This is a genomic window from Enterococcus sp. AZ197, assembly GCF_050556405.1.
Classification (GTDB): domain Bacteria; phylum Bacillota; class Bacilli; order Lactobacillales; family Enterococcaceae; genus Enterococcus; species Enterococcus faecalis.
In genome coordinates, this window is sequence record NZ_CP187873.1 from 2,131,030 (window position 1) to 2,154,453 (window position 23,424).

General features: G+C 37.6%; 23 protein-coding genes. 6 read left to right on the forward strand and 17 right to left on the reverse strand.

Annotated features, from left to right (window positions below):
• Positions 1 to 71: 71 nt before the first annotated feature.
• The 11 genes from IGK82_RS10205 to IGK82_RS10255 all read right to left on the reverse strand — a co-directional run bounded on the left by IGK82_RS10205 (position 72) and on the right by IGK82_RS10255 (position 10,895).
• Positions 72 to 806: a YcjF family protein gene (locus IGK82_RS10205; protein ID WP_002384134.1), complete on the reverse strand. Its 735-nt coding sequence runs from the start codon at positions 804 to 806 to the stop codon at positions 72 to 74.
• A gap of 119 nt (positions 807 to 925) precedes the next feature.
• Positions 926 to 1,828, reverse strand: a complete 903-nt coding sequence (locus IGK82_RS10210; RefSeq protein ID WP_002356519.1) for a diacylglycerol/lipid kinase family protein — start codon at positions 1,826 to 1,828, stop codon at positions 926 to 928.
• A gap of 122 nt (positions 1,829 to 1,950) precedes the next feature.
• Positions 1,951 to 2,964 (reverse strand): CdaR family transcriptional regulator, encoded by a 1,014-nt coding sequence (locus tag IGK82_RS10215; protein WP_016622323.1) that lies wholly within the window; start codon positions 2,962 to 2,964, stop codon positions 1,951 to 1,953.
• 141 nt (positions 2,965 to 3,105) lie between these two features.
• Positions 3,106 to 4,254, reverse strand: a complete 1,149-nt coding sequence (locus IGK82_RS10220) for a glycerate kinase (RefSeq protein WP_002367172.1) — start codon at positions 4,252 to 4,254, stop codon at positions 3,106 to 3,108.
• A 21-nt stretch (positions 4,255 to 4,275) separates the two neighbouring features.
• Positions 4,276 to 5,568, reverse strand: coding sequence for a GntP family permease (locus tag IGK82_RS10225; RefSeq protein ID WP_002379729.1), 1,293 nt, complete (start codon positions 5,566 to 5,568; stop codon positions 4,276 to 4,278).
• A 109-nt stretch (positions 5,569 to 5,677) separates the two neighbouring features.
• The gene (locus tag IGK82_RS10230; RefSeq protein WP_002362276.1) at positions 5,678 to 6,361 is read right to left on the reverse strand and encodes a TVP38/TMEM64 family protein; all 684 of its coding nucleotides are present in this window, start codon (positions 6,359 to 6,361) and stop codon (positions 5,678 to 5,680) included.
• A 149-nt stretch (positions 6,362 to 6,510) separates the two neighbouring features.
• A complete protein-coding gene (locus IGK82_RS10235; RefSeq protein ID WP_002376560.1) occupies positions 6,511 to 7,584 on the reverse strand; it encodes an ABC transporter substrate-binding protein in 1,074 nt (357 codons plus the stop codon).
• Positions 7,581 to 8,417 (reverse strand): ABC transporter permease, encoded by an 837-nt coding sequence (locus tag IGK82_RS10240; RefSeq protein WP_002356512.1) that lies wholly within the window; start codon positions 8,415 to 8,417, stop codon positions 7,581 to 7,583. Before IGK82_RS10240 ends, IGK82_RS10235 begins: the two co-directional genes overlap by 4 nt.
• Complete coding sequence (locus tag IGK82_RS10245; RefSeq protein WP_002356510.1) at positions 8,417 to 9,223, reverse strand: ABC transporter permease; 807 nt, start codon at positions 9,221 to 9,223, stop codon at positions 8,417 to 8,419. Before IGK82_RS10245 ends, IGK82_RS10240 begins: the two co-directional genes overlap by 1 nt.
• Before the next feature lie 18 nt (positions 9,224 to 9,241).
• Entirely contained in the window at positions 9,242 to 10,327 is a 1,086-nt protein-coding gene (locus IGK82_RS10250; RefSeq protein ID WP_002356508.1) for an ABC transporter ATP-binding protein, read from the reverse strand.
• Positions 10,328 to 10,352: 25 nt separating this feature from the next.
• Positions 10,353 to 10,895 carry a helix-turn-helix domain-containing protein gene (locus IGK82_RS10255; RefSeq protein WP_430605089.1) on the reverse strand — a complete coding sequence of 181 codons (543 nt, stop codon included), beginning with the start codon at positions 10,893 to 10,895 and terminating at the stop codon, positions 10,353 to 10,355.
• A gap of 263 nt (positions 10,896 to 11,158) precedes the next feature.
• Here IGK82_RS10255 and IGK82_RS10260 point away from each other — a divergent pair, with 263 nt between their 5' ends.
• Genes IGK82_RS10260 through IGK82_RS10275 form a run of 4 tightly spaced genes read left to right on the forward strand, consistent with a single transcriptional unit; the run spans position 11,159 to position 14,130 of the window.
• Positions 11,159 to 12,151 carry a YhdH/YhfP family quinone oxidoreductase gene (locus tag IGK82_RS10260; RefSeq protein WP_002356506.1) on the forward strand — a complete coding sequence of 331 codons (993 nt, stop codon included), beginning with the start codon at positions 11,159 to 11,161 and terminating at the stop codon, positions 12,149 to 12,151.
• A 15-nt stretch (positions 12,152 to 12,166) separates the two neighbouring features.
• A complete protein-coding gene (gene coaB / locus IGK82_RS10265; RefSeq protein ID WP_010709854.1) occupies positions 12,167 to 12,940 on the forward strand; it encodes a phosphopantothenate--cysteine ligase in 774 nt (257 codons plus the stop codon).
• Positions 12,937 to 13,491, forward strand: a complete 555-nt coding sequence (gene coaC / locus IGK82_RS10270) for a phosphopantothenoylcysteine decarboxylase (protein ID WP_002359573.1) — start codon at positions 12,937 to 12,939, stop codon at positions 13,489 to 13,491. The genes coaB and coaC overlap by 4 nt, the downstream gene beginning before the upstream one ends.
• Positions 13,492 to 13,494: 3 nt before the next feature.
• Positions 13,495 to 14,130 carry an ECF transporter S component gene (locus IGK82_RS10275; protein WP_002356501.1) on the forward strand — a complete coding sequence of 212 codons (636 nt, stop codon included), beginning with the start codon at positions 13,495 to 13,497 and terminating at the stop codon, positions 14,128 to 14,130.
• A 56-nt stretch (positions 14,131 to 14,186) separates the two neighbouring features.
• On the opposite strand, the gene IGK82_RS10280 is transcribed toward IGK82_RS10275, so the two are convergent.
• Both IGK82_RS10280 and IGK82_RS10285 read right to left on the reverse strand, forming a co-directional pair.
• Entirely contained in the window at positions 14,187 to 15,392 is a 1,206-nt protein-coding gene (locus IGK82_RS10280; protein ID WP_002387163.1) for an aminoacyltransferase, read from the reverse strand.
• Positions 15,393 to 15,629: 237 nt separating this feature from the next.
• Positions 15,630 to 16,136 (reverse strand): QueT transporter family protein, encoded by a 507-nt coding sequence (locus IGK82_RS10285; protein ID WP_002356499.1) that lies wholly within the window; start codon positions 16,134 to 16,136, stop codon positions 15,630 to 15,632.
• A 262-nt stretch (positions 16,137 to 16,398) separates the two neighbouring features.
• Between IGK82_RS10285 and IGK82_RS10290 the strand changes: the two genes are divergently transcribed.
• The gene (locus tag IGK82_RS10290) at positions 16,399 to 17,358 is read left to right on the forward strand and encodes a diacylglycerol/lipid kinase family protein (RefSeq protein ID WP_002356498.1); all 960 of its coding nucleotides are present in this window, start codon (positions 16,399 to 16,401) and stop codon (positions 17,356 to 17,358) included.
• A gap of 66 nt (positions 17,359 to 17,424) precedes the next feature.
• Here IGK82_RS10290 and recD2 read toward each other — a convergent pair whose 3' ends face one another.
• The 4 genes from recD2 to IGK82_RS10310 form a co-directional block, all read right to left on the reverse strand.
• Positions 17,425 to 20,034, reverse strand: a complete 2,610-nt coding sequence (recD2, locus tag IGK82_RS10295) for an SF1B family DNA helicase RecD2 (RefSeq protein WP_010709855.1) — start codon at positions 20,032 to 20,034, stop codon at positions 17,425 to 17,427.
• Between the two features lie 26 nt (positions 20,035 to 20,060).
• Entirely contained in the window at positions 20,061 to 20,705 is a 645-nt protein-coding gene (locus tag IGK82_RS10300; protein WP_010709856.1) for a histidine phosphatase family protein, read from the reverse strand.
• 217 nt (positions 20,706 to 20,922) lie between these two features.
• The gene (trmL, locus tag IGK82_RS10305) at positions 20,923 to 21,429 is read right to left on the reverse strand and encodes a tRNA (uridine(34)/cytosine(34)/5-carboxymethylaminomethyluridine(34)-2'-O)-methyltransferase TrmL (RefSeq protein ID WP_002356493.1); all 507 of its coding nucleotides are present in this window, start codon (positions 21,427 to 21,429) and stop codon (positions 20,923 to 20,925) included.
• 311 nt (positions 21,430 to 21,740) lie between these two features.
• On the reverse strand, positions 21,741 to 22,586 hold the full coding sequence (locus tag IGK82_RS10310) for a methyltransferase domain-containing protein (RefSeq protein WP_016622210.1): 846 nt from the start codon (positions 22,584 to 22,586) through the stop codon (positions 21,741 to 21,743).
• 129 nt (positions 22,587 to 22,715) lie between these two features.
• On the opposite strand from IGK82_RS10310, the gene cutC reads away from it, so the two are divergent.
• Positions 22,716 to 23,345, forward strand: coding sequence for a copper homeostasis protein CutC (gene cutC / locus IGK82_RS10315; RefSeq protein ID WP_002356490.1), 630 nt, complete (start codon positions 22,716 to 22,718; stop codon positions 23,343 to 23,345).
• Positions 23,346 to 23,424: the final 79 nt, after the last annotated feature.

A 23,424-nucleotide genomic window follows, 5' to 3' on the forward strand; every position in this document is an offset into this window, starting at 1 on the left:
ACCTTGGAAATTTGCTACGAATTACTTAAAAAAGTTTAAATGTGTCTCACCCTAGTTAATCAATACAGCGATTATTTCTTTTTAGCATTTTGGATGGCTTTAAATAATGTTGAAAATTGTCCTTTGAAAGACATCACATCATCAAAGATATCAACACCATCGTTTAACATTTTGACGGTAACCCAGCCAAGCGCTTCCGTAATTGCTACTGCAACTGAAGCATTGACCATGCCACCAGTCACAGTTCCGACAACAGGAATCACTTTTAGAATATTTCCGACTGCGCTCTTACCTAAACTAACCACTACTAATTCTTTGGTTAAACTTTTCCCTAAGCTTTCAGACCAAGACTGACCAAAAATTTTATGCAGCCGTGACATCATAGTTAATTGAACAGGTACCAGTAAAAAAGCATCCGAAAATGGAATTGGTGAAAACCCAATAATTGCTGCTGACAATGCAGCAAAATGAATCGTTTGATGACTTTTCTTTTTCACGTCAGGTGAAACACCAGCCAAAAATTCATCAAATACTTTGTCGAGTTGTGTTTGACTGTTCGTCACTAATTGTTCTGCTTTACCTTTAGAAGTTGCGAAAGCATTCATTATGGCCGTAGATGTTTTTTGTGGAAATTTTTTCAAGACATCTTGAAAAAAAGAACGAAATTCTGGGTCTTCGATTTCTTCATTCAATTGCTTAGTTTCTTGTTCTGCTAATTCTTGTTTTTCAATCTCTTCAAAAAGTTCTTGTTTCTTTTTGTTTTTATGTTTTTTTCTTCTCATCTCATTAACTCCCTTATCTATCAATATGTAGAAACAAAGTATAGCATAGCCCCTGATTGATTCTCTTTTAGATGATTTGAAAAGCCAGAACTTATCTGTTTTTTAAACAAATAGAAATGTTCTAGCTTTTCTCAAAAAATCAGCTATTTTGTTTGTTCTTCACCGCAATACGCCGTCAAGTGTTTAGGTAAAATTTCCAGCGTAATTGGCAAAGCAGCTCCTTCATCACCATCCACATTAGTGGTTAATTCTTCTTGGTTTTCTAAGGAGATTGTTCCTTCTTTAAAGGTTAGGTAAACTAAATTATCAGTGGACTGGTCGACTCCTTTTAACAAATCTGGGACTGCTTTTACTGCATCCCACAATGATTGATCTTTTAAATAAACTAAATGAAGTTTGCCATCATCCACTTGGGCCTCTGGTAATAATGTTTCAAACCCACCGATTGAATTCGTTAAGCCAACTAAAACGGTACTACTTTCAATGGTTTGTTCTTTTTGATCCAAGCTTAAATGAAAAGGATACGTTTGAGCATTCGCTAAATGTTTGGCACCTGAAATAAAATAAGCGAGTTTTCCTAACTTCGTTTTTTGTTCAACGTCCACGTCGTTAATTGACTCTGGAATCGTCCCAATCGCAACGACATTCATAAAGTAGTCGTCATTGATTTTCCCCACATCTAAAGCACTGGTTTTTTCTAAATCTAATTGTTGAATCGCTTCTTCAGGGTCCATCGGTAAATTCAAGGCTCGCGCTAAATCGTTCACCGTTCCTAAAGGAAAAAAGCCAAATTTTGGGCGGTAAGCTTGTTCTGCCAACCCGCTAATTCCTTCATTAACGGTTCCATCTCCCCCCATTACGAAAACACTGTCGAAGTGACTTTCCGCAGCTTCACGGGCAAATTGTTCTGCATCGCCGCCTTTTTCTGTTTGTTTCACTACAACTTCATCAAATAACTGCTTTAATTTTTCTTCTGCTAACGTTTCAAATTCTTTGGCTTTTTCACCACCAGAACTGGGGTTAACAATTAAAACTGCTTTTTTCACTGGTACCACTCCTCATTGATATCTAAATCGTTTGATTCCTTACAATTATTATAAAAGATATTTTTGATTCTGGCGAAAAATATGCTGACACTTGCTTAACAAACAAGCATTCCTGCTCCTCACTACTTTTCAAAACGTTCTTTAAAGCAATAGGCAAAATAATAGAACAATTTCCAAAAATCTTGCCAAACTTTTGGATCCATCCCCGTCAATTCATGAATTCGTTTCAAACGGTAATTCAATGTATTTCGATGGATATGTAATACTTGTGAGGTTTCATTGATGTTTAAGTTATGATTGGCGAAAAAAATAACGGTTTCATAGTATTCATCATAAATCGTCTGGATGGTTTCAAAAAAATCCAATTCAATATGAAAAGGAAAATTAAAAATTCCTTGAATGAAAAAATCTTCTGCTTGGTAAAACTTAGCCATTTCTAATTGGAGAAACGATAGAAGTAAATACGTGTTTTGTGCCTCTTGGACCATTTGTTGAATCGTGGCTTTTTCCGAACTTATCACAAGGTATTCTGTTACTGGCTTTGTTATCTGAGGTGGTTCAGAAGTAATCACCAGATAACAATTTTCCCATTCAAATATTTCATGTCCAGGATAATAACTGGATAATAAGCGCTTGTCCTTGGTCAGTACACAATGATTCTGGTCATCTAATTGAAGGTTATATAGTTCCAACGCTTCAAGTTTTAAGGCTTCTGAGTAAGCAGAATCAACATGCATTAAGTGCTGGATAAACTGATTTTTTTGTTTCTTCTTTTTTTCGCGTTCTTGTTGTGTATTTAATTCTTCTGTCAGTAAAAGAACAATCGAGCGCACAAGCTTGGTAAATTTGCGCACCTCGTCTGGTTCTCCTGAAATGCCTACGACACCTAAAATGTGATTATTCAAAATAATCGGTTCATTGGTGCCTTTTTTCTCTAAAGAAGTATCTTTATAAATTTCAATATTTTTTCGTTCATTGATGGCTCTTTCTGCACCACGATGGCGCTCCCCAATTCGAGCAGAATCTCCACTCGCAATAATTTTTCCTCGTTCATCCATAATATTGATGTTATAAGGAATATCTGCCATCAACTTTTCAACAATTTTATTTGCTTGGATTTTGTCTAATTTTAACATTGCTATCGCCAACTTTCTAAAAAGCGAGTAGCGTTTGGGACATAAGCCGCAATGACTTATGTCCCAAACGCTTAATTCTTCAGATCAACGACTGAACATTTTTATTTCAGCTTTCATTACTGATGATACCATGGTTAGTTCTTAGTCACAAGGCACCAGCTGTAATGTACGAGCAATATTTTCAACGGTTCTTTCTAAATTAACTGGTCCATTTTTCAATGCTGCTTCCAATGGTTCGGCTTTGGCCAAAATTCCAAAAATAGCCGTCATCCCTTCTTCATAGAGGACATCCACATCTTTGCCGATATAGCCAGCACAAGCGAAAACCGGTTTTTGATACTTCTTGGCCAAACGCGAGACGCCATAAGGGGCTTTGCCGAATTTTGTTTGAAAATCCATACCGCCTTCACCAGTAAAGACATAATCAGCGGCTTTTATTTTTTCTTCTAATTGATTCACTTCTACGACAATATCAATTCCTGGGCGTAACTGAGCTTTTGTGAATGCTAGTAACCCTGCACCCAAACCACCAGCAGCTCCTGCGCCTGGCATCATCTCAACATCAATGCCGATCTCTTTTTTGATGATCGCTGCATAATGGGCTAAGTTTTTATCTAATTGAGCCACCATTTCTTCTGTCGCACCTTTTTGCGGACCAAAGACATGAGACGCCCCTGTTGGCCCTGTTAGTGGGTTATTCACATCACTTGCTACTAGAACTTCGGTAGCAAAAATGCGTTGATCAAACTGTGTTAAATCGATCTGCGCCAGTTTATCTAATGCACCACCGCCACGTGTCAATTCTTGCCCTTCCTTGTCTAACAAACGCGCACCAAGTGCCTGAATCATACCTGCACCCCCATCATTTGTCACGCTACCACCAATGCCGATAATGATTTTTTTTGCCCCATGATTGAGCGCATGTTGAATCATCTCTCCTGTACCATAAGTAGAAGTGATCAAGGGATTGCGTTCTGCTGCTTTAACCAATTCAATTCCGTTGGCTTTCGCCATTTCAATGACCACCGTTTCTTGGTCACCTAATAAGCCGTAATAGGTTTCAACGATTTGATCAGGAAGCGGTCCTGCCACGCGCACTGGTACTCTTGTACCTCCTGTTGCATCCACTAAGGAATCCACCGTTCCTTCCCCGCCGTCTGCCATCGGGACATGTTGAATGTCTGCATCTTTAAATACAGCTAAAATCCCTTTTTCCATTGCCAGACAGGCTTCTTTTGCACTCATACTTTCTTTAAATGAGTCTGGAGCCAAAACAAATTTTTTCGTCATCTTTTCGCGCCTACTTTCCAACTAGTTTAAAATAAAGCCATATAAAATGGTTGCAACAATCGTCATTACCCCACCGACACACATTTCATAAGGAATCACTCGAATTCTTTCTTTAATCGTCATATTCATACTTTGTGCCGTAATATGGAAATAATTGCCTTGAGGAACACTATCAATCACAGTTGCACCAGTATGCACCATGACTGCTGCTGAAAGTGAAGATGTGCCCATATCTAAAATCGCTGGTCCAAAAGAACCTGTCGCTAAAATAACCGCTGTGGATGTTGAACCAACTGCTAAGCCCATTAAAATACCAGAAATCGGTGCCAAGAAGGTTCCAGAAATTCCCATAACAGAAATTAAGTGGACAATTTGTGTTGATAAATCAGAAACAGAAATTAATCCAGCAATTGCACCTGCACCAATTAAAATTAAAACGGTATCGGTTACTCTCTTCAAGCCAGAAGATGCATAAAAGGCCAGTTGTTTTGTTTGCCCAATCGCAATTGTCCCAACAACTGAGGCGAACGGCAAAATATACAGAGCATCAATATTCAAACTTTTGATGAAAGAAATATTTAAAACGGCGCCAATCGGATTAAGTAATAATAAGACAATCGCTAACACTGGCGCGATCAACGCCTTTTTCAAAGGTAATAATTCTTTTGTTTGTTCCTCTACAAGATCTGTTTCTTTGACCATTGATCCTTTGTTTCTCATGATATTTGCAAGAACAACAGCTGTAATTAAGCCAAATACGGCTGGAATAAAGCCAGCAATCATAACGTCACTTAGAGGTAAATCAAAGCCATTCGCCGCTGCAATAGTATTTGGATTAGGCGAAATAATATTGCCCGCTTTGCCGCCACCTGATAAGGCAATCAATAATGATAACTTACTGATACCCGTACTTTTCCCAACAGATAGAGCAATCGGGGCAACAATCAACACTGCAACAGGAATGAATACGCCCACTGCTGTAATTACCATTGTGGATAATGCCAAAGATAAAATAGCTTTTTTCTCGCCAAGCTTTTGTACAATGGCGTTGGCAATTGATTCTGCCGCACCAGATTCCATCATCACACCCGCCAACATGCCGGCTGCTAAGACACGGATTGCGGTTCCCATAATACTTTGTGTTCCGTTTAATAGAACAGCGACTGTATCTGACAGGGAAGCGCCTCCAATAAGACAACCAACAATTGCACCAAAAAACAAGGAATACACAGGATTAAATTTTTTCAAAATTAATACTATCGCTACAACTAATCCTAAAATTGCAGCAACCCAAGATATTGTAATATCTGGCATTCAAAATCAGCTCCTTAAATTGTTTACGCTTTCATTCTATCAAAGTCCTTTCTTTTTAAAATTGTAAATTTAACAGGATTTATTGTTCAAATGCACAAAAAAACCGTTCTTAAAGAACAGTTTTTTGAAATCTTTTTCTATCTTTCTCAATAATGACCACCAATCCAACGAACAAAAGAACACTCACAATTAACAATACTGCCGTTTTATTATATCCATGAAATAGCGCTTCGCCTCCACATGCGTAAAGTATTGAGGAAGGAATTACACCAATGAATATAGCGGCTATTAAATTTTTTAATGGCAACTGCATAGTATCTGCAGCAAAATTAATCACAGAAGAAGGAATAATTGGAATCATGTAGCCCACCATAATCCCAATTTTTGGATGCTTCATCCGTCGAATGGACTGGACCCAATGATTGGTCTCCGTTTTTTTATCTAAAAATTTTATATGATGCATCAAAAAGATTGCAACCAAATTTCCCATACTATTCCCTAAAACGTTAATGAGTGTGCCGCTGAAGGGACCAAAACTCAATCCTGCAATCACACCAATTACTGAGGTCGGAATCCCTGGTACTGCACACATGATCGCGGTCAAAAAAACCAACAATAGCGCTGCTGAAAAACCATGTGAACGAATTCGCTCTAATAATTGTGTCTTACTGGCTTTAGGATTCAAAAATAATTGAATATCTGTTTGATATTCTAGATACAAACGGTAACCTACCAGCAGGATTAAAATAAGCCCGCTACTGATTAGTAGTATTCGGATTGTTTTCCTCTTCATTTTCTTTGCTCCTTTTATGCTTTATACAAAGTGTAGCACAGGATTCTTTGTGCCTCAATTAGAAGCTTGTATGAATAAAAGCCGCCCCTAAAAGTTAGACTAAAAATCTAACTTTTAGGGGCGATTCGAAAGTTACGAAGATACTTTTTTTATTTCCGATACATCTTAAACTCCAAGAACAGATCGTTATAAATTCCTAAGTATTCTTGACCTAAGTCTTGGTAAACTTCTAAATGTTTGATAGTTTCATCATCTGGATAAAATTGTTTATCTTCGGCAACTTCTTTTGGTAATAGTTTTTTAGCTTCTTTATTTGGTGTGGAATAACCAATATATTCTGCATTTTGTGCCGCATTTTCTGGTCGTAACATAAAGTTCATAAATGCATAGGCACCCTCTTTATTTTTGGCTGTCTTAGGCATCACAATGTTATCAAACCAGAGATTAGAGCCTTCACTGGGAATCACATAATGTAGATGTTCATTGTTTTCTAGCATTTCAGCAGCTTCACCAGAGAAAGTTACAGCAACTGCACTTTCTTCATTAGCCATGTACATTTTGATTTCATCGGCAACAATTGCTTTGACATTGTTCGTTAATCGGTTTAACTTATCGGTAGCCTGACGTAATTGTTGGTCGTTTTTACTGTTTAACGAATAGCCTAAACTGTTCAAAGATAATCCTAACACTTCGCGAGCGCCATCAATCAGCATGACATTATTTTTTAATTCCGGGCGCCATAAATCATCCCAATGTTGGATCTGACGGCCGTCAATAAATTTATCATTATAAATAATCCCCAACGTACCCCAGAAGTACGGAACGGAAAACTTATTTTTGGGATCAAAGGATTGATCTAAAAAGCGTGCATCAATGTTTTCTAAGCCTTTTAATTTGCTGTGATCAAGTGGTAAAAGCATCTTCGCTTTCATCATTTTTTGAATCATATATTCAGAAGGAATGGCAATATCATAGGCTGTACCACCTTGCTGAATTTTTGTATACATAGCTTCATTAGAATCAAAGGTTTCGTAATTGACTTTATAGCCTGTTTCTTTTTCAAATTTCTTAATCAAGGCTGGATCTATATAGTCCCCCCAATTGTAAATGGTCAAGGTATCTGCTCCTGCCATGCCACTTGCTTTCTCCAATTGGCGGACGCCAAAAAACAAGATGACAATAATAGCGATAATTCCAATAAAAAGTGACTGTAATTTTTTCATTTTAACTTGGCCACCTCACTTTGTTCCCGACGCATTTTCTTTAAACGTTTTGGCGTATTGTCTTTACTGATAAAGTAATAACCGACAACTAGAATCATTGAGAATAGGAATACTAACGCACTTAAGGCATTGATTTCTAAACTAATTCCCTGACGTGCTCGTGAATAAATTTCAACAGATAATGTTGAAAAACCATTGCCTGTCACAAAGAATGTTACGGCAAAATCGTCCAACGAATAAGTAAAGGCCATAAAGTAGCCAGCAATAATTCCTGGCGCTAAAAAAGGCAAAATAATATTTTTAATCACTTGAACATTATTGGCCCCTAAATCCCGTGCCGCATCTACCATAGAATCGTTCATCTCTTGTAGTTTTGGTAAAACCATTAAAACAACAATTGGAATACTAAAGGCAATATGCGACAATAACACACTTGTAAAACCTAAACTGATAAACCCTACTGCCGTGAAGAAAATTAAGAAACTGGCTCCAATAATAACATCTGGTGAAACGAGTAAAATGTTATTAAAGCTAAGCAACGTGTTCCGGTTTTTACGACGTTTTGTATAATAAATCCCCATCGCGCCAAATGTTCCAATGATGGTTGCTATTAAAGCCGATAAGAAAGCTAGCAAAAACGTATTCAGAACAATGGTTAACAAGCGTGTGTCTTCGAAAACGTTCCGATAATTATCTAACGTAAAACCAGTAAACTGATTCATCGTTTGCGTGTCGTTAAACGAATAAAAAATCAAATAAAAGATTGGTGCGTACAGTAGCGCAAAGACAACGAATAAATACACATAAGACCATTTAAACTTTTTCTTTTGCATTATTTGCCACGCCCTTTCTTCTTCTCACCCGTCAGCAACATCACAATAAACATGGCAACAATTAAAATCACACCTATTGTTGAACCCATGCCCCAGTTTTGCGTTACTAAGAAGTGTTCCTCAATCGCCGTTCCCAACGTAATCACCCGATTGCCGCCAATTAAACGCGTTAACATAAAGAGCGAGAGCGAAGGAATAAAGACAGCTTGAACGCCACTTTTCACACCGTTTAGGGAGAGAGGAAAAATGACACGACGGAACGTTTCCGCACTGCTAGCTCCTAAGTCCCGACTAGCACTAATCAATGAAGGATTCATCTCTTCTAAGGCATTAAAAATCGGCATAATCATAAATGGAATTTCAATATACGTTGCGACAAATAAAAAACTGAAATCTGTAAACAGAATTTGGTGCGTACCCAAACCCATAAAACTCATAAACTGATTGATACTCCCATGAATACTGAAAATCCCAATAAAGGCATAAGCTTTTAATAATAAATTCACCCACGTTGGTAAAATAACGAGCATTAACCATAACTGTTTATGCTTGAGCTTTGTCAAAAAATAAGCCGTAGGATAACTTACCAATAACGTAAAAATGGTAATCAGAAAAGCATACCAAACCGAATTAATGGTCATACTTAAATACGTTCCTGATGTAAAATACGTTTGGTAATTCGCCAAAGTAAACTGGCCATTCATATCGAAAAATGATTGATAAATAATCATTAGCACTGGCGCAATGACGAATAAAAGTAACCACATTACATAGGGAATCGAATAAATTCGACGCATTGTTTTCATTTTATTTTCCCCTTTCGTTTACTCGTCGTAACTTTCTAAACGGGCATCAAAGTCTTCTTCTGATTCATTGAAGCGCATCACGTGAATATCTTCTGGCTCAAAAGAGAGACCTACTTGAGCACCTTCTTTGGCTTTTCGAGTGGAATGCACCATCCATTCGTTTCCTTGTTCATCAAAACAAATAATTTCATAATGAACGCCGCGGAATAACTGCGTGTCCACCGTTACAGTTAGCTTGCCTTTTTCAAGCGTGGTAATCGTTAAGTCTTCTGGACGTAAAACGACTTCTACAGGTTCATTTTTCCGCATGCCGCCATCGACACATTCAAACTTTTTGCCCACAAATGAAACTAAATTATCTTCCAGCATCACGCCATCCACAATATTACTTTCCCCCACAAAGTCAGCAACAAAGTGATTAATCGGTTCATCATAAATATCGACTGGTGTGCCACTTTGCACGATATGACCTTTATTCATGACAAAAATTTCATCACTCATCGCTAATGCTTCTTCTTGATCATGGGTCACAAAAATAAAAGTAATTCCTAAACGTTGTTGTAAATCACGTAGTTCATATTGCATCGCTGTGCGTAATTTCAAATCTAAAGCGGATAACGGCTCATCTAAAAGCAATACTTTTGGCTCATTGACAATCGCTCGTGCAATTGCGACCCGCTGACGTTGGCCCCCAGACATTTCACTAATTTCACGTGTTTCGTAGCCGGGTAATTGAACCAAACGTAATGCCTCTTTCACTTTTTTTTCAATTTCTGCTTTGGATAGTTTTTTGATTTTTAAACCAAACGCAACATTATCAAAAACATTCATGTGAGGAAACAAAGCATAATCCTGAAACACGGTATTGACTTGGCGTTTATTGGCAGGTACATCATTTATTCTTTTACCATCAAAATAAACATCGCCAGAAGTCACGTCATTGAATCCCGCAATAATACGCAAAATCGTTGTTTTACCACATCCTGAAGGTCCTAATAACGTATAAAATTTTCCTTCTTCAATTTCAAAGCTGACATTTTTTAATACTGGTTCATCGTCAAATTGTTTGACAACATTTTCAAATGAAATCACATGGTTTCTCACTGGATAAACTCCTCCATTTCGTCCTTTATAAATACGATTCTGTCGCCACAATTAACGCACGACTTTTTCCTCGACCATTGTTGCTAATTTGGTGAGGTTCTGTTGCTTGGTAATACATGGTTTGACCTTTTTTAGCAATATACGTGGCTTTCCCTAATGTCAAACGAATGGAGCCATCAATCACATAAATAAATGTTTCTGATAGAGAAGGTTCAAACGTTTTGTATTCGCCATTTTTATCAAAAGTAATAATGACAGGTTCCATTTCTTTTTCATTTGAGGCTGGAATTAACCATTTTAGTTCATAGCCATGTTCTTCATCATAATAGAGGGTACTTTCTTCTTCATTGTAGACAATTTTCTGTTCAAGCGGTTGCTGACTAAAAAACTGCTCTGGCGTCACGCCTAGTACTTCTAAAATTGAGAAAAATGTTTCCATTGATGGTGAGCTTAAATCCCGCTCCAATTGGGAAATATAGCCTTTGGATAAATCCGTTCTTTCGCCTAATTCTTCTTGTGTTAAATTTTTCTGAATGCGTAAATTTCTCAACTTCTCACCAATTTCCATGGCACACCTCGTTTCTATTTTCAGCTAATCTTTTCAACAAAAGTTTTGTAATACTAAACTTACAGTTTAGTTTTACCTTTTTTAGTATACGAACTTTTTGAAAAATTTCAACCATTTTTCTTTATTTTTCTAGTCTAATTGTCACACAATCTTTCTTTTCTGTATAACTTACTGTTTATAAGAAGAAAAATGATACGAAAAAATCAGAATATGATAAAATAAGACGAGTTGCTTTTTTACATAATTGGAAGGAGAGTTTTTATATGAATTCATTTCAAGCATTTACGTTAAGAGAACAAGATACATCTGTTATTGGTCAACTAGAAACCATTACTTTAGACGATTTATCAGAAGGCACTGTAGTAATCAAAGCAGCCTACTCCTCAGTTAACTTTAAAGACTCTTTAGCTTCAAAAAAAGACGGCGGTGTGATTCGCAATTATCCAATGATTCCAGGAATTGATGTCAGTGGCACTGTTGTCACATCGGAAGATCCTCGTTTCAAAGAAGGCGATAAAGTGATCGTAACAGGCTATCAATTAGGGGTTAGTCATACTGGTGGTTATTCTGAATATGTGCGTGTTCCTGGCGATTGGGTAGTTCCACTTCCTGAAAAAATGAGTCTCAAAGAAGCAATGATTTTCGGAACTGCTGGCTTTACGGCCGGATTATCTGTCACAGCTTTAGAAGACGATGGCTTACGCGACGACAAAGAAGCCCCCATTATTGTAACTGGTGCGACAGGCGGTGTTGCGACATTGTCTATTGCGATGTTGCATCAATTAGGCTACACTTCAATCACTGCATTAACTAGAAAGCCAGATTCTTTTGAGCTTTTAAAAGAGTTAGGTGTTAGTGAATGCTTATTAGTAGAAGATTTCTTAGCAACTCCTGTTAAAGCATTAATGAAACAGCGTTTTGCTTTTGCAATTGATACCACTGGTGGGGAAATTACTTCTGCTGTTTTACCACAACTTCGTTATGATGGCCGTTCAGCCATTTGTGGCCGCGCTGCTGGAATTACATTAGAGACAACCGTTTTACCCTTTATTTTACGGGGCGTTCATTTATTGGGCATTGATTCGGTTAATGTTGGTATGGACAAACGAAAAATAGTTTGGCAACGTCTTGCCACTGATTTAGACATCACTGAAAAAGCTGTGTATCAAGAGATTACTTTAGAAGAACTTCCCCCTGTTTTTGAAGCATTACAAGCAGGCCAACATATTGGACGGACCATTGTCCGAATTTCTTAAGGAGGCGTTTTGATTATGGATGTTTTAGTTACTGCTGGTGGAACGTCAGAACCGATTGATAATGTTCGTTCGATTACCAATCATTCTTCTGGCGGACTAGGAAAAGCAATTGCTGAAAGTTTTTTAGCTGCTGGACACACCGTAACCTACGTAACAACCAAACATGCATTACGTCCAACCCAACAATTGGACTTATTAATTAAAGAAATAGAAACAACGGTTGAATTAGCCACTACGTTAGAACAACTCTTTGCTGAAAAGCAATTTGATGCGATTGTTCACGCAATGGCAGTCAGTGATTTTACGACGGAAACCGCGCAAACGGAAGAACAATTTATTGATTCTTTTGCTCAACAATTAAGCGAACAAACATTGCCAAAGACCAAAGAAGCCTTGGTAACTATCGTTCAAAACACATTGAATCAGATTGCTGATATTCCTCAAACAGCAACAAAAATTTCATCTGATACGGACCGATTATTAATTTTTCTAAAGAAAAATCCTAAAGTCATCCAAATGATTCGTGACAAGCAACCCCAAACTGTTTTAGTGGGCTTTAAATTACTTGTCGACGTTTCACAAGAAGAACTTGTCCAGGTTGCACAAGCCGCTTTGGTTAAAAATCGGTGTGACTTTGTCTTAGCCAATGACTTGATGAACGTTCATGAAACAGAACACGAAGGATTATTAATTAACGAAACGGGCATTGTCCAAGAAGCTTGTTCAAAACAAGGGATTGGTTCAATGATCGTTAAAAATGTTGAAAAGAAATGGAGAGAACAACAATGAAAACTATTTTATTAGGCGTCTCTGGCAGCATTTCTGCATATAAAGCAGCAGATATTACAAGTCAACTAGCTAAGCTTGGCTACAATGTGGAAATTTTAATGACTAAAAGCAGCACAGCGTTCATCACTCCGCTGACGTTACAATCACTTTCTAAGAATCCAGTGCATACGGATGTCATGATGGAAATTGATCCCAGTAAAATTAATCACATTGAATTAGCTAAAAAAGCGGATTTATTTTTAGTAGCACCTGCTTCGGCCAATACAATTGGGAAATTAGCCCATGGGATTGCCGACGACTTATTATCAACAGTTGCTTTGGCACTTTATCCTGAAACACCCAAAATTATTGCGCCCGCGATGAATACGTATATGTACCAAAACCCCATTGTCCAACGAAATATTGGCATTTTAAAAGAAGTCGGCTATCAAGAAATAATCCCACGTGAAGCTCTATTAGCTTGTGGCGATTATGGTCGTGGCGCACTTGCCACTGTTGAAGATATCCTTCAAACAGTGATGAAAATTTTAGCATCTGATAACAAGGAGTAATTTATGAATAACACGAAAAAATTTACGTTAACAGCAATGTTCTTAGCTATCTTACTTTTACTGGCTTTAACCCCGCTAGGATTTATCACATTAGGTCCTTTAAATTCGACCACGATGCATATTCCTGTAATTATTGGTTCCATTGTTTTAGGGCCAAAAATCGGTAGTATGTTGGGCGGCACGTTTGGGATCATTAGCTTAATTAAAAATACGACAGCACCAACACCTTTGTCGTTTGTTTTTTCTCCATTTATTCCTGTGATCGGTACCGATCATGGTAGTTGGAAGGCACTTTTAATTGTGCTCATTCCGCGGATTTTAATTGGGGTCGTTCCTTATTTCGCTTACAAATGGCTAAATAAATTAACGAAGGAAAAAGCGCAACCTGTCTCCTTATTTGTGGCTGGTGTTTTAGGCTCAGCAACGAATACCATTTTAGTCATGAACATGATTTATTTTCTTTTTAATTCAGCTTATGCTGAAATTATTGGTAAAGCTGGAACTGCTGTTTACCTAGCTATTATTGCGACGATTTTCAGTTCTGGTGTGCCAGAAGCTCTTGTTGCTGGTGTAGCTGCTTCAGCAATTGCTAGCGTTTTGCTTCGCTTAATGAAACGGAATGCAACGCAAAAACTATAGAAAAAAAACACAGGGACTAAAAATCAAGTTTGATTTTTAGTCCCTGTGTTTTTTATTTATTTTTTTTGTTTTCGTAATTTATAGGCATATTCACTGGCTTTAAATAATAATTTATTAACCGGTAAATCGAATTCCCCAATAAATTCATTAATCGTTGGGTTGAAGTTCGCTTTAAACTTAATTAAGCCATCATTTAAACTACCTTCTAAGCCGCCCATATTACAGCTTTCGCAGCCACGGTTAAAACATTCTTGAATGGCATCTCGCCAAGTCACATATGTTGGCATGTAGCGTTTATAACGATCATCTAAGCCAGCATAAAGGATTTCACTTGTTGGACCAAATGTCACAGCCAAAGCGCCAGCAACCGTGACGATTTCACCAGCTTCTGCGATATTTTCTTCTAATTCTTTTAGTTCCCGAGTCAAGGAAGCATCTAATTCTTCTAAATTATGGCGCTTTTTCACTTGATTTTCTTTCAAATTACTCAAGTCTTTTTGATTTTTGTCATAGCGTTGTCGCGTGCTATCTAAGCGTTCCTTTAAATTGACTTGCGCCAGCATAATAAAGGAGTCTTCTGGGTAAATGTTCAACAGCTTCTTAAAGTAATCACTATTCCGCAAAGAAATATGTTGGCGTTCCATGGTTGATTGAATGACTTTTTCAAATTCATCAACAAAGTCAACATGCCCTTGCTGCACAACGACCCCTTTTTTTTCAGCTGTTTTAATCATTTTCTTGGTACTTTTTGACAATTGTTCCTCACTAAAATCTTCACGATAAATATTCGCTTGGAAGCGAGGCTGGATGGTGGCCCCCATATCCATTGTCAGTCCTTGATATTTGGCACCTGCTTCTTTCAAGGTCTCAATAATAGATGTCGCTTCAGCATGCGGTTGGTGTTCTTCTCCCAAATGAAAATCTTGATAATGAACCGCTGGATCCATTTTTATAAATAAAGCTCGTTTTTTCTTGCCAAATTTTTTCAATTCAGCCATAAAGTAGCTGACCAAACGTTCATTTGTATAGTCCATTACTGGACCTCTTGGTGTATATAACATCGTAAAACCGGCTGGTAATGGTTTGATTAAAACTAAACTTGATGCAACTAATGTATCCTTTTCATAAACCCCAACAATTTCAGAACCCCAGTTATCCTTGACTTTTGCCCATGAAGATGACTGTAGTAAATTACATAATGGGTGATTTTTAACAAATGTATCGTGTACTTCTGCCGGAATACCGATTTTAAATGTGTACATGTTCAAACTCCTCTGCTGTGACTTTCCAATAGTCCGTTTATCTTACACTATCATAGTGTATTCCAACAGACTAGTAAAGTTTTACATGAAAATTTTTAGAAAAAATGTAGATCTTATTCTTTATGTAAAAAAGACGAGGTAGAAACAATTCATTCTATCACTTAGCTCACTAATAGCAACGACACTTTTCTTCACTGCCATTCAAAGGATGAATCATTTCTATCCACATCTTTTCAATTAAATACGTGTTTCAAATTTTAATGACTTGTTGATAAAATACATGATTGGTGCTGAAATCGTCATAATAATCGCTTCACTTAATGCTAACCAACCATAAGTTGTCCAAAATGCTTGACCGCCACTTGGTACTAGCATAAAGGCAATAAAAAACATACTTACAGTAAAAAATAGACTATTTAGACACATTCTAACAGGAATACTTGGTACCTTTTTTTGTAAAAAAGCTGTTAAGCTCAACGCAAATAATGTTTGCGCTCCACCAAACAGAGCATCCATTACACCGAAACCAAAAAATAAGTTAAAAAAGATAACGCCGCCTAAAACACCCCACATCAATTTGCGATTGAAAACGACTAGGTGATTCAAACTTTCTGAAATTCTAAATTGAATCATACCAGAAGAAACTGGCCGAACCAATAAAGAGAGGACAATATATAAGCCCATAATGATACCATTGGCTAAGACTGTTCTTAGCTTTCGATTGGCTTGAAACGAATTTTGCATACTTTTTCCTTCTTTCTCCGAGTTTTTTTACAAGGGATGGTTGATGAACCTTGGTTACAATTGCAACAGTTCACATTCTAATATGGAACGTCAAAATAGTCAATGAAAGCCCTGTTTTACTTTGCACTTATTTGCAGTTTTCACCTCTCATGCATTATTTCGTGCCTTTTTCTAGTCATTTTTTACTTTTTTAAGCAATCTTTATTCGCAGAAGTTCCTCCCTCTGGTATAATGGACAATAGCGATTCAAAGGAGGAGCTCAATGAACATTCACTACTATCTTATTATCAACGAGCAGGCAAGTAGCGGCAATGGCCGAAAAGTCGCTAGAAAAGTGATTCAACAACTCAAGCAACAAGAACTTAAATATACGGCTCTTTACACTGATTACGCTGGACATGAAAAAGAATTGACGAAGGAACTTGCAGAAACAACTTTACTTCCTTGGTCTGAAGACTTAGACGTTTCAACTTTTCCAATCCTAGTCGTGCTAGGCGGCGATGGCACACTACATAATGTCATTAATTCATTACTTCCATATGATTCAGCTATTCCTTTAAGCTATATTCCATGCGGCTCTGGAAATGATTTTGCACGAGGGGTGGGATTATCAAGAAATATTGATAAAGCATTGCATCAAATCCTGCGCACCAGACGACCAAAAGAAATTCAAACGATTCATTATGTAGAAGCCAACCAAGAAGAAATCGGCTTAGCCACCAATAATGTTGGCTTAGGGTTAGATGCGGCAATCGTGGAAAAAACCAACGAATCGTCATCAAAAAAAGCCTTAAATAAATTTAAGCTTGGCTCGCTTTCCTATATTTCTTCAATCATTCATGTCTTTTTTAAACAAAAAGGCTTTCCAATTTTAGTTGAAATGAATGGTAAACAATACACATTTAATCGTGCTTTCCTATGTACGGTCACAAATCATCCTTATTTTGGCGGGGGTGTATCAATTATGCCGACGGCCAATCCTCGCAAAGCAGTCGTGGATTTAGTTGTCGTGGAACGAATCAATATTTTTAAAATTTTGTGGCTTATTTTCCTATTGCTTCGTCAAAAACAAGGGAAATCTAAGCATTTTCATCATTTTCAATCAAGCAAAATTCGAATTGTTTCGACGATTCCACAAACCATTCACGCAGATGGCGAGATTTTAGGCAAACGAAGTATTGATATGGTTTATACCACACAAAAACGTTTGTTTTGGTTTTAACTGAGTCCCTTAAGGTTGAAAAAGAGTGCCATAAGTCAAAACGACTTATGGCACTCTTTCCTTTTCTCACATAAATTGATAAGGCGTCGTATCCTTCATTCCAATCATTGGATCAACAGCATTTGTTTGAATAATTTCGACTGTTAGTCGTGGTTCTTTTGATAATGATTCTTCGACAACTTTTGTCGCTTTATTTGCTGTTTCTGGGGTTGACTCTTCCCCTTCATCAGCAAATAGTGAAACTTCTTGTACCGTTGTGTCAACTAATTGCTCGTCTGTTTCTTTTATCTGATCGGCTTTCGTTGATTGCTGTTCAGTTTCATAAGAGACAGCTTTTGTTTCCTTTTCAGTAAATGGATGGTCTGCCGTTAAACCTTCTTCATAGGCTTCTAACTGAGTTCTAGTCGTTAAGGTCATTTGTTCTGCGTTCACGATTCGTTCTTTTAGCATCGTCATGCGACTAGCCGATTCGTTTTTGACACATGTTTCAAAAGCAGAAACCTCACCTAGTAGAATTAATAATTCTTTACTACGTGTCACTGCTGTATACAGCAAATTTCGTTGCAGCATTCGGCTATACTGATGAACCATTGGCAGTAACACCATGCGGAATTCACTACCTTGCGCTTTATGAATCGAACAACAATACGATAGCGTAATTTTATTCCATTCATTTCTTTTATACGTTACTTCATTATTATCAAACTGTAAAACCAACTCGTCCACTTTGTCCTCTGAGTCTTTGGCTAAAGTAATTCCGACGATTTCTCCCATATCTCCATTGAACACATTTAATTCTGGCGTATTGACTAGTTGCAAAACTTTGTCCCCGATCCGATAGACGATGTCATTCCACTTGACTTCTTTTTTCTTCCCCTCATTTGGATTGAAGATTTCTTGCATCATCTTATTCAAGGCATCAATGCCAGCTGCGCCACGATACATTGGCGCTAAAACTTGGATATCTTGTGGCGTAAACCCTTTTGCTTTTGCCTTTGTGACGATTTGTCGAATGTATTCTTCAATATGACCAATATCACTTGCAAAGAACGAGCGATCCTTTTGATTTTTTTGAAAATCAGCAGGCAACTTTCCTTCTTTAATTTCATGGGCAAGAGGAATAATACTTGAACCGTCTCCTTGACGATAAATTTCGTTTAGCTCACATTTGGGAATTTCGTTAATTTGCAATAAGTCATGTAAGACTTGACCTGGACCGACAGACGGTAGCTGATCCTTATCACCAACAAAAATCACTTGCATGTTTGTCGGAATAGCTTTTAATAACGTATTGGCTAACCAAGTATCCACCATTGACATTTCATCTACAATTAGCAAACCACCTTCTAATTCTTTGGCGGTTAAACTCGGATTTTTTTCACGACCTGTCAAGCCTAACAAACGATGGATGGTACTTGCAGGTAAACCTGTCGTTTCGTTCATACGTTTCGCTGCTCGCCCAGTTGGCGCCGCTAGCAAGATTGGAAACATCTCCTGCGTATAGTCTTTGAGATCTAATGAAAGACCATTTAGTTCCGCAAACAACGAGACAATCCCATTAATAACAGTTGTTTTCCCTGTTCCGGGCCCTCCAGTTAAAATAAATAACGGCGATTTAATCGCTTCTTCAATCGCTGCTTGTTGCGAGTCGCCATACTGAATATTTAAACGTTTCTCAATCATTCGGATATTTTTTTGGACTTCTTCTTCCTCATAATGAATTTCTTTTTTACGAGAAAGTAAACGCTGAATCGAAGTACCAATGCCCCATTCAGAAAAATAGAGACTGTTCTCAAAAAGTTTAGTCTCTTCTTGTTGGATTTTTCCATGTTCGACTAACGTAATGATTTCATTGGCCACTTGATCAGGTGAGATTTCCACTGGGCGACTTGCTTCCAAGGTCCGAATCGCTTCTTCTAACAAAACATCTGCTTGAACATACGTATTGCCTGAACGAATAGAGTGTTCAAACACTTCATGTAAAATCGCCGCTCGAATTCGAACAGCAGAATCCGCCTGAATGCCGATTTGTTCAGCAATATTGTCCGCTCGTTTAAATCCGACTCCCTCAATATCTTCAACTAACTGATAAGGATTTTCTTGAATCACAGAAAGGGTTTCTTCTTGATAGGTTTGATAAATTGAAAAAGCTAACTGACTACCGAAGCCGTATCGATTTAGTCCCACAATCACTTGCTCCATCCCGTGATTCAAGCGAATTGTTTCGACGATTACTTGACGTTTTTTTTCATTTAAAACAGTAACTTCTTCCAAAACACTCGGGTCATCAATAATTCGGTCAATCGCACTTTCCCCTAATACTTCAACAATTTTTTCAGCTGTTCGTTTACCAATGCCAGGAAATTTATCACTTGATAAATAGTTAACCACCCCACTAGCCGAAGTCGGTCTTTCTTGCTGATAACTATCCACCTGAAACTGTCTGCCATAACGAGGATGGTCCACAAAATGACCAAAGAAACGATAGGGTTCCTCTTCTTGAACTTGGCCAAAACTTCCAGTTACTACAATTTCTTTTTCTAAATAATCTGTATTTGTATCGGTCACATTTACAAGAACGACTTTATAAAAATTACTGGGATTTTCAAAAAAGATTGCTTGTACAGTCCCAACAATAAAGGCTTTTTCTTCGTCCTCACCAAAAAGTGTTACCACTACAAGCCCTCCTTTCTGTTGTGCGCTTATTGTGCTTTTTCTTTAGCTAAAAAAGACGTATCATTCCATAACGTTAAGTCGTACGGCATGTTCCTTGATGCCTCTTTGGTTTCAAGGATTGAAAGGCTATTGTTTAACAGCCCGCCCATTGTCCGTAATTCTGATAATGGTTTACCAGCCATCGCTTGGATTGCCGCCGTCAGGGCTGCTCCGTGTCCGACAAATAGAACTGGACCTTCGTGCTGCTTCGCCGCTTCAGCAACTGTTTCTGAAATCCGTTGAATCGCTTGCTCGATTGGTTCACCATCAAAAATTGTTGGATCATACAAATCTAAACGATGCCTTAAATGATCTAATTCTTCTCCATAAAAATTACGCATTTCTTCAATATATTGTCCTTCTAAACTACCTAAACCTAATTCTTTTAAGCTATCTGTATAAACAATTTCAACTGGACGATTCAATTCTTGTTGAATTCCCCGCGCAGTATTTTTGGCACGTAATAGCGGACTAGAATAAATTTTTTCAAACGGAATATCTTGTAAATATTGGCCTAATTGTTTAATTTCATCATAACTAGTTGGTAATAACGGCGAATCTCCTGTCATTCCTTGAAATCGTTTCTGTTGATTCCATTCAGTTTTTCCATGTCGTGTAAAATATAATTTCATGTAACTTCTCCAAACTTCTTTATCTCTTCATATGTCTTTCTAGTTTATCACTTCCCTGCGAAAATATCCATGGAAGTTTCTAGTAATCCAAGCAAAATAAGCCTAGAACAAAAATCTAAATTATTTTTTGTTCTAGGCTCGGAAATTGGGCAACAGTAAAAATAAAACCACTTTCTCCTGACATTTTTGAAAAAAAGCGCTACTGTCTTAACTTTTTTTAATCTAATTTATCATTTTCATAATGATGCGTCAGTTCTAGGTTTGGAAAATTTTGCTGACGTAAGGCTTCATAAACAATTAGTGCGGCAGTGTTAGAAAGATTCAATGAGCGCACATGTTCATCATTCATAGGAATTCGGATACACTTTTCTTCGTTTTCTCGCATAAACGTTTCTGGTAAGCCCGTTGTTTCTTTTCCAAAAAGGAAATAATGGTCCTCGCCATCATTATAATTGACCTCGCTGTATGTTTGGTGAGCAAATTTGGTTACTAAATGCAAGTGTTTGCCTGCCACATGGGCTAAAAAGGCAGCCAAATCTTTATGATACGTAATATTTACATCATTCCAATAATCTAATCCAGCACGTTTTAAGTGTTTATCATCTGTTGAAAATCCTAAAGGTTCAATTAAATGCAACGGTGTATTCGTCGCTGCACATGTCCGTGCAATATTTCCAGTATTTGCTGGAATTTGTGGTTCAAATAAAACAATATGGTTCGTCAACTATCTTCAGCTCCTCAAATATCAATCGTGTTCATTTTAGCATAAATTCAAAATAAATAGCGCCCACAATACTTATTTTCAAAAAAAACCGCATGACGCGATGATGTCAGGCGGCAGCTATTCTAACCAATAAAAAAAACGTACCGTCTCGGTGTCTAGCACGGCGAGTCGTTACGTTAGTGAAGGTCTCTTCACTAACTTTTATCAGAACAGGACCCTGATAAAAACCAATGAAAAAACAACTTGTAAGTAATATAACACCAATGTCACTTTATTGCAAGACTTTTTTAGGATTTTCTTCACAAAAAAGTCTATCTTTTACGACCTACTAACAAGCGGACGTCAATCGTGATTTTTTCCAATGGTCGCTGTTGTAGTTTGGCTTTAACTTCTTGAGAAACTTGCCACTCTAATGGCGACATTTCTAATAAATCCAACCGTCTTTCCTCGGGAATGTCAAAGCAATAAGTTATTCGTTCATCTACTTCCACAGCTAATTCCTCGGCAAAACGTTGGACTACTTTTTGATTGGAATAACTTTGTTTCTTTTCGTCATTGGGATAAAAAGCCGCTCGTAATTCCTTTAAGTAATTATCTTCAGGAATAATTTTAATCACAGTCCCGTCAGCTTTTAGTACTCGCCGAAATTCTTGATAATGTGAAGGGGAAAAAATATTTAAAATCGTATCAAGCCCTTCATTCGCAAATGGCAAATTCGTTAAATCCGCCACACACCAAAACGCATCAATTGGCTGATTACTTGCTAAATAGATTCCTTCCTTTGATAAATCAAACCCGATTTTCAGTCCAGATAAGCCTGCTTGACTTAACTCAGCAAGAAAACTCCCTTCACCACAACCAACATCGACTACTGTTTTATTTTGAGGAAGATAGTGCATAATTTTGTTTAAAACAGGCGCGTACATGCCACTTTGAATCATTTTTCCTCGAGAAGTAAACATTTTTTTATTATATTCTGTCTGAACGCCATGATTTAGAAAGTATAGCGTGCCTTTCTTGGATAAATCAAATTGATGCCTCTGTTGACAAATCAGACCAACCCCTTCTAAATGCATTGGTTCATGACAAGTTGGACAGCGAAAAACGGCTGCTTCTTTTTTCAATAATTGTTGTGCTCGTTCAATTTTCTTTAACATTTAAAACTCCTTACGTTCATTAAATGAACATTTTCTCTTATAAAAAGTTGCACTCTTTTTTTCAGGGCTATGGTAGTAAGCAGAATTATGGTACAATGCCTGTGAAGAAAAAGCAAGGAGCGATAAGAAATGATTAAAGAATTCTGTGCCGAAAATTTCACTAAGATTCCCCAAGCCATTCAAAAAGGTGCGAATCGCATCGAATTATGCGATAACTTAGCCGTGGGTGGAACGACGCCAAGTACTGGTGTTATTGAAGAAGTCTTAGCATACGCTGGCGAACATTCTGTACCAGTGATGACAATCATTCGTCCTCGTGGCGGCAATTTTGTCTATAATGATATTGAATTAAAAATTATGCATACCGATTTAATCGAAGCAAAGAAATTAGGAACCGACGGCATTGTTATTGGCTGTTTAACTGAGGACGGTTGGTTAGATGAAGAAGCTTTGGACTTATTCATTGAAACGGCTGAAGGCTTGCAAATCACTTTCCATATGGCTTTTGATGCCTTGTCGAAAGAAAATCAATTTAAGGCGATCGACTGGTTAGCTGAGCGTGGTGTGACGCGTATTTTAACTCATGGCGGGCCAGCTGGTACCCCTATCGAAGACAACTTTGATCATTTAAAAGAATTAATTGTCTACGCAGATCAACGGATTCTTATTTTACCAGGTGGCGGTATTTCCACAGAAAACGTTCAAACTGTGATGGACACTTTAAAAGTCACAGAAGTCCATGGCACAAAAATTGTTTAATTTCTTGTATCTAAAAAAGTGAGGTAGCCGTCGTATTAACGGCTATCTCACTTTTTTGATTTCAAGCAAACCAACGAAT

Excerpts from the sequence above, each read along its gene's own strand:
- IGK82_RS10215 (WP_016622323.1), bottom strand. The coding sequence starts at position 2,964 with ATGTTAAAATTAGACAAAATCCAAGCAAATAAAATTGTTGAAAAGTTG.
- IGK82_RS10220 (WP_002367172.1), bottom strand. The coding sequence starts at position 4,254 with ATGACGAAAAAATTTGTTTTGGCTCCAGACTCATTTAAAGAAAGTATG.
- IGK82_RS10225 (WP_002379729.1), bottom strand. The coding sequence starts at position 5,568 with ATGCCAGATATTACAATATCTTGGGTTGCTGCAATTTTAGGATTAGTT.
- IGK82_RS10230 (WP_002362276.1), bottom strand. The coding sequence starts at position 6,361 with ATGAAGAGGAAAACAATCCGAATACTACTAATCAGTAGCGGGCTTATT.
- IGK82_RS10235 (WP_002376560.1), bottom strand. The coding sequence starts at position 7,584 with ATGAAAAAATTACAGTCACTTTTTATTGGAATTATCGCTATTATTGTC.
- IGK82_RS10240 (WP_002356512.1), bottom strand. The coding sequence starts at position 8,417 with ATGCAAAAGAAAAAGTTTAAATGGTCTTATGTGTATTTATTCGTTGTC.
- IGK82_RS10245 (WP_002356510.1), bottom strand. The coding sequence starts at position 9,223 with ATGAAAACAATGCGTCGAATTTATTCGATTCCCTATGTAATGTGGTTA.
- IGK82_RS10255 (WP_430605089.1), bottom strand. The coding sequence starts at position 10,895 with ATGGAAATTGGTGAGAAGTTGAGAAATTTACGCATTCAGAAAAATTTA.
- IGK82_RS10260 (WP_002356506.1), top strand. The coding sequence starts at position 11,159 with ATGAATTCATTTCAAGCATTTACGTTAAGAGAACAAGATACATCTGTT.
- coaB (WP_010709854.1), top strand. The coding sequence starts at position 12,167 with ATGGATGTTTTAGTTACTGCTGGTGGAACGTCAGAACCGATTGATAAT.
- coaC (WP_002359573.1), top strand. The coding sequence starts at position 12,937 with ATGAAAACTATTTTATTAGGCGTCTCTGGCAGCATTTCTGCATATAAA.
- IGK82_RS10275 (WP_002356501.1), top strand. The coding sequence starts at position 13,495 with ATGAATAACACGAAAAAATTTACGTTAACAGCAATGTTCTTAGCTATC.
- IGK82_RS10280 (WP_002387163.1), bottom strand. The coding sequence starts at position 15,392 with ATGTACACATTTAAAATCGGTATTCCGGCAGAAGTACACGATACATTT.
- IGK82_RS10285 (WP_002356499.1), bottom strand. The coding sequence starts at position 16,136 with ATGCAAAATTCGTTTCAAGCCAATCGAAAGCTAAGAACAGTCTTAGCC.
- IGK82_RS10290 (WP_002356498.1), top strand. The coding sequence starts at position 16,399 with ATGAACATTCACTACTATCTTATTATCAACGAGCAGGCAAGTAGCGGC.
- IGK82_RS10300 (WP_010709856.1), bottom strand. The coding sequence starts at position 20,705 with ATGAAATTATATTTTACACGACATGGAAAAACTGAATGGAATCAACAG.
- IGK82_RS10310 (WP_016622210.1), bottom strand. The coding sequence starts at position 22,586 with ATGTTAAAGAAAATTGAACGAGCACAACAATTATTGAAAAAAGAAGCA.
- cutC (WP_002356490.1), top strand. The coding sequence starts at position 22,716 with ATGATTAAAGAATTCTGTGCCGAAAATTTCACTAAGATTCCCCAAGCC.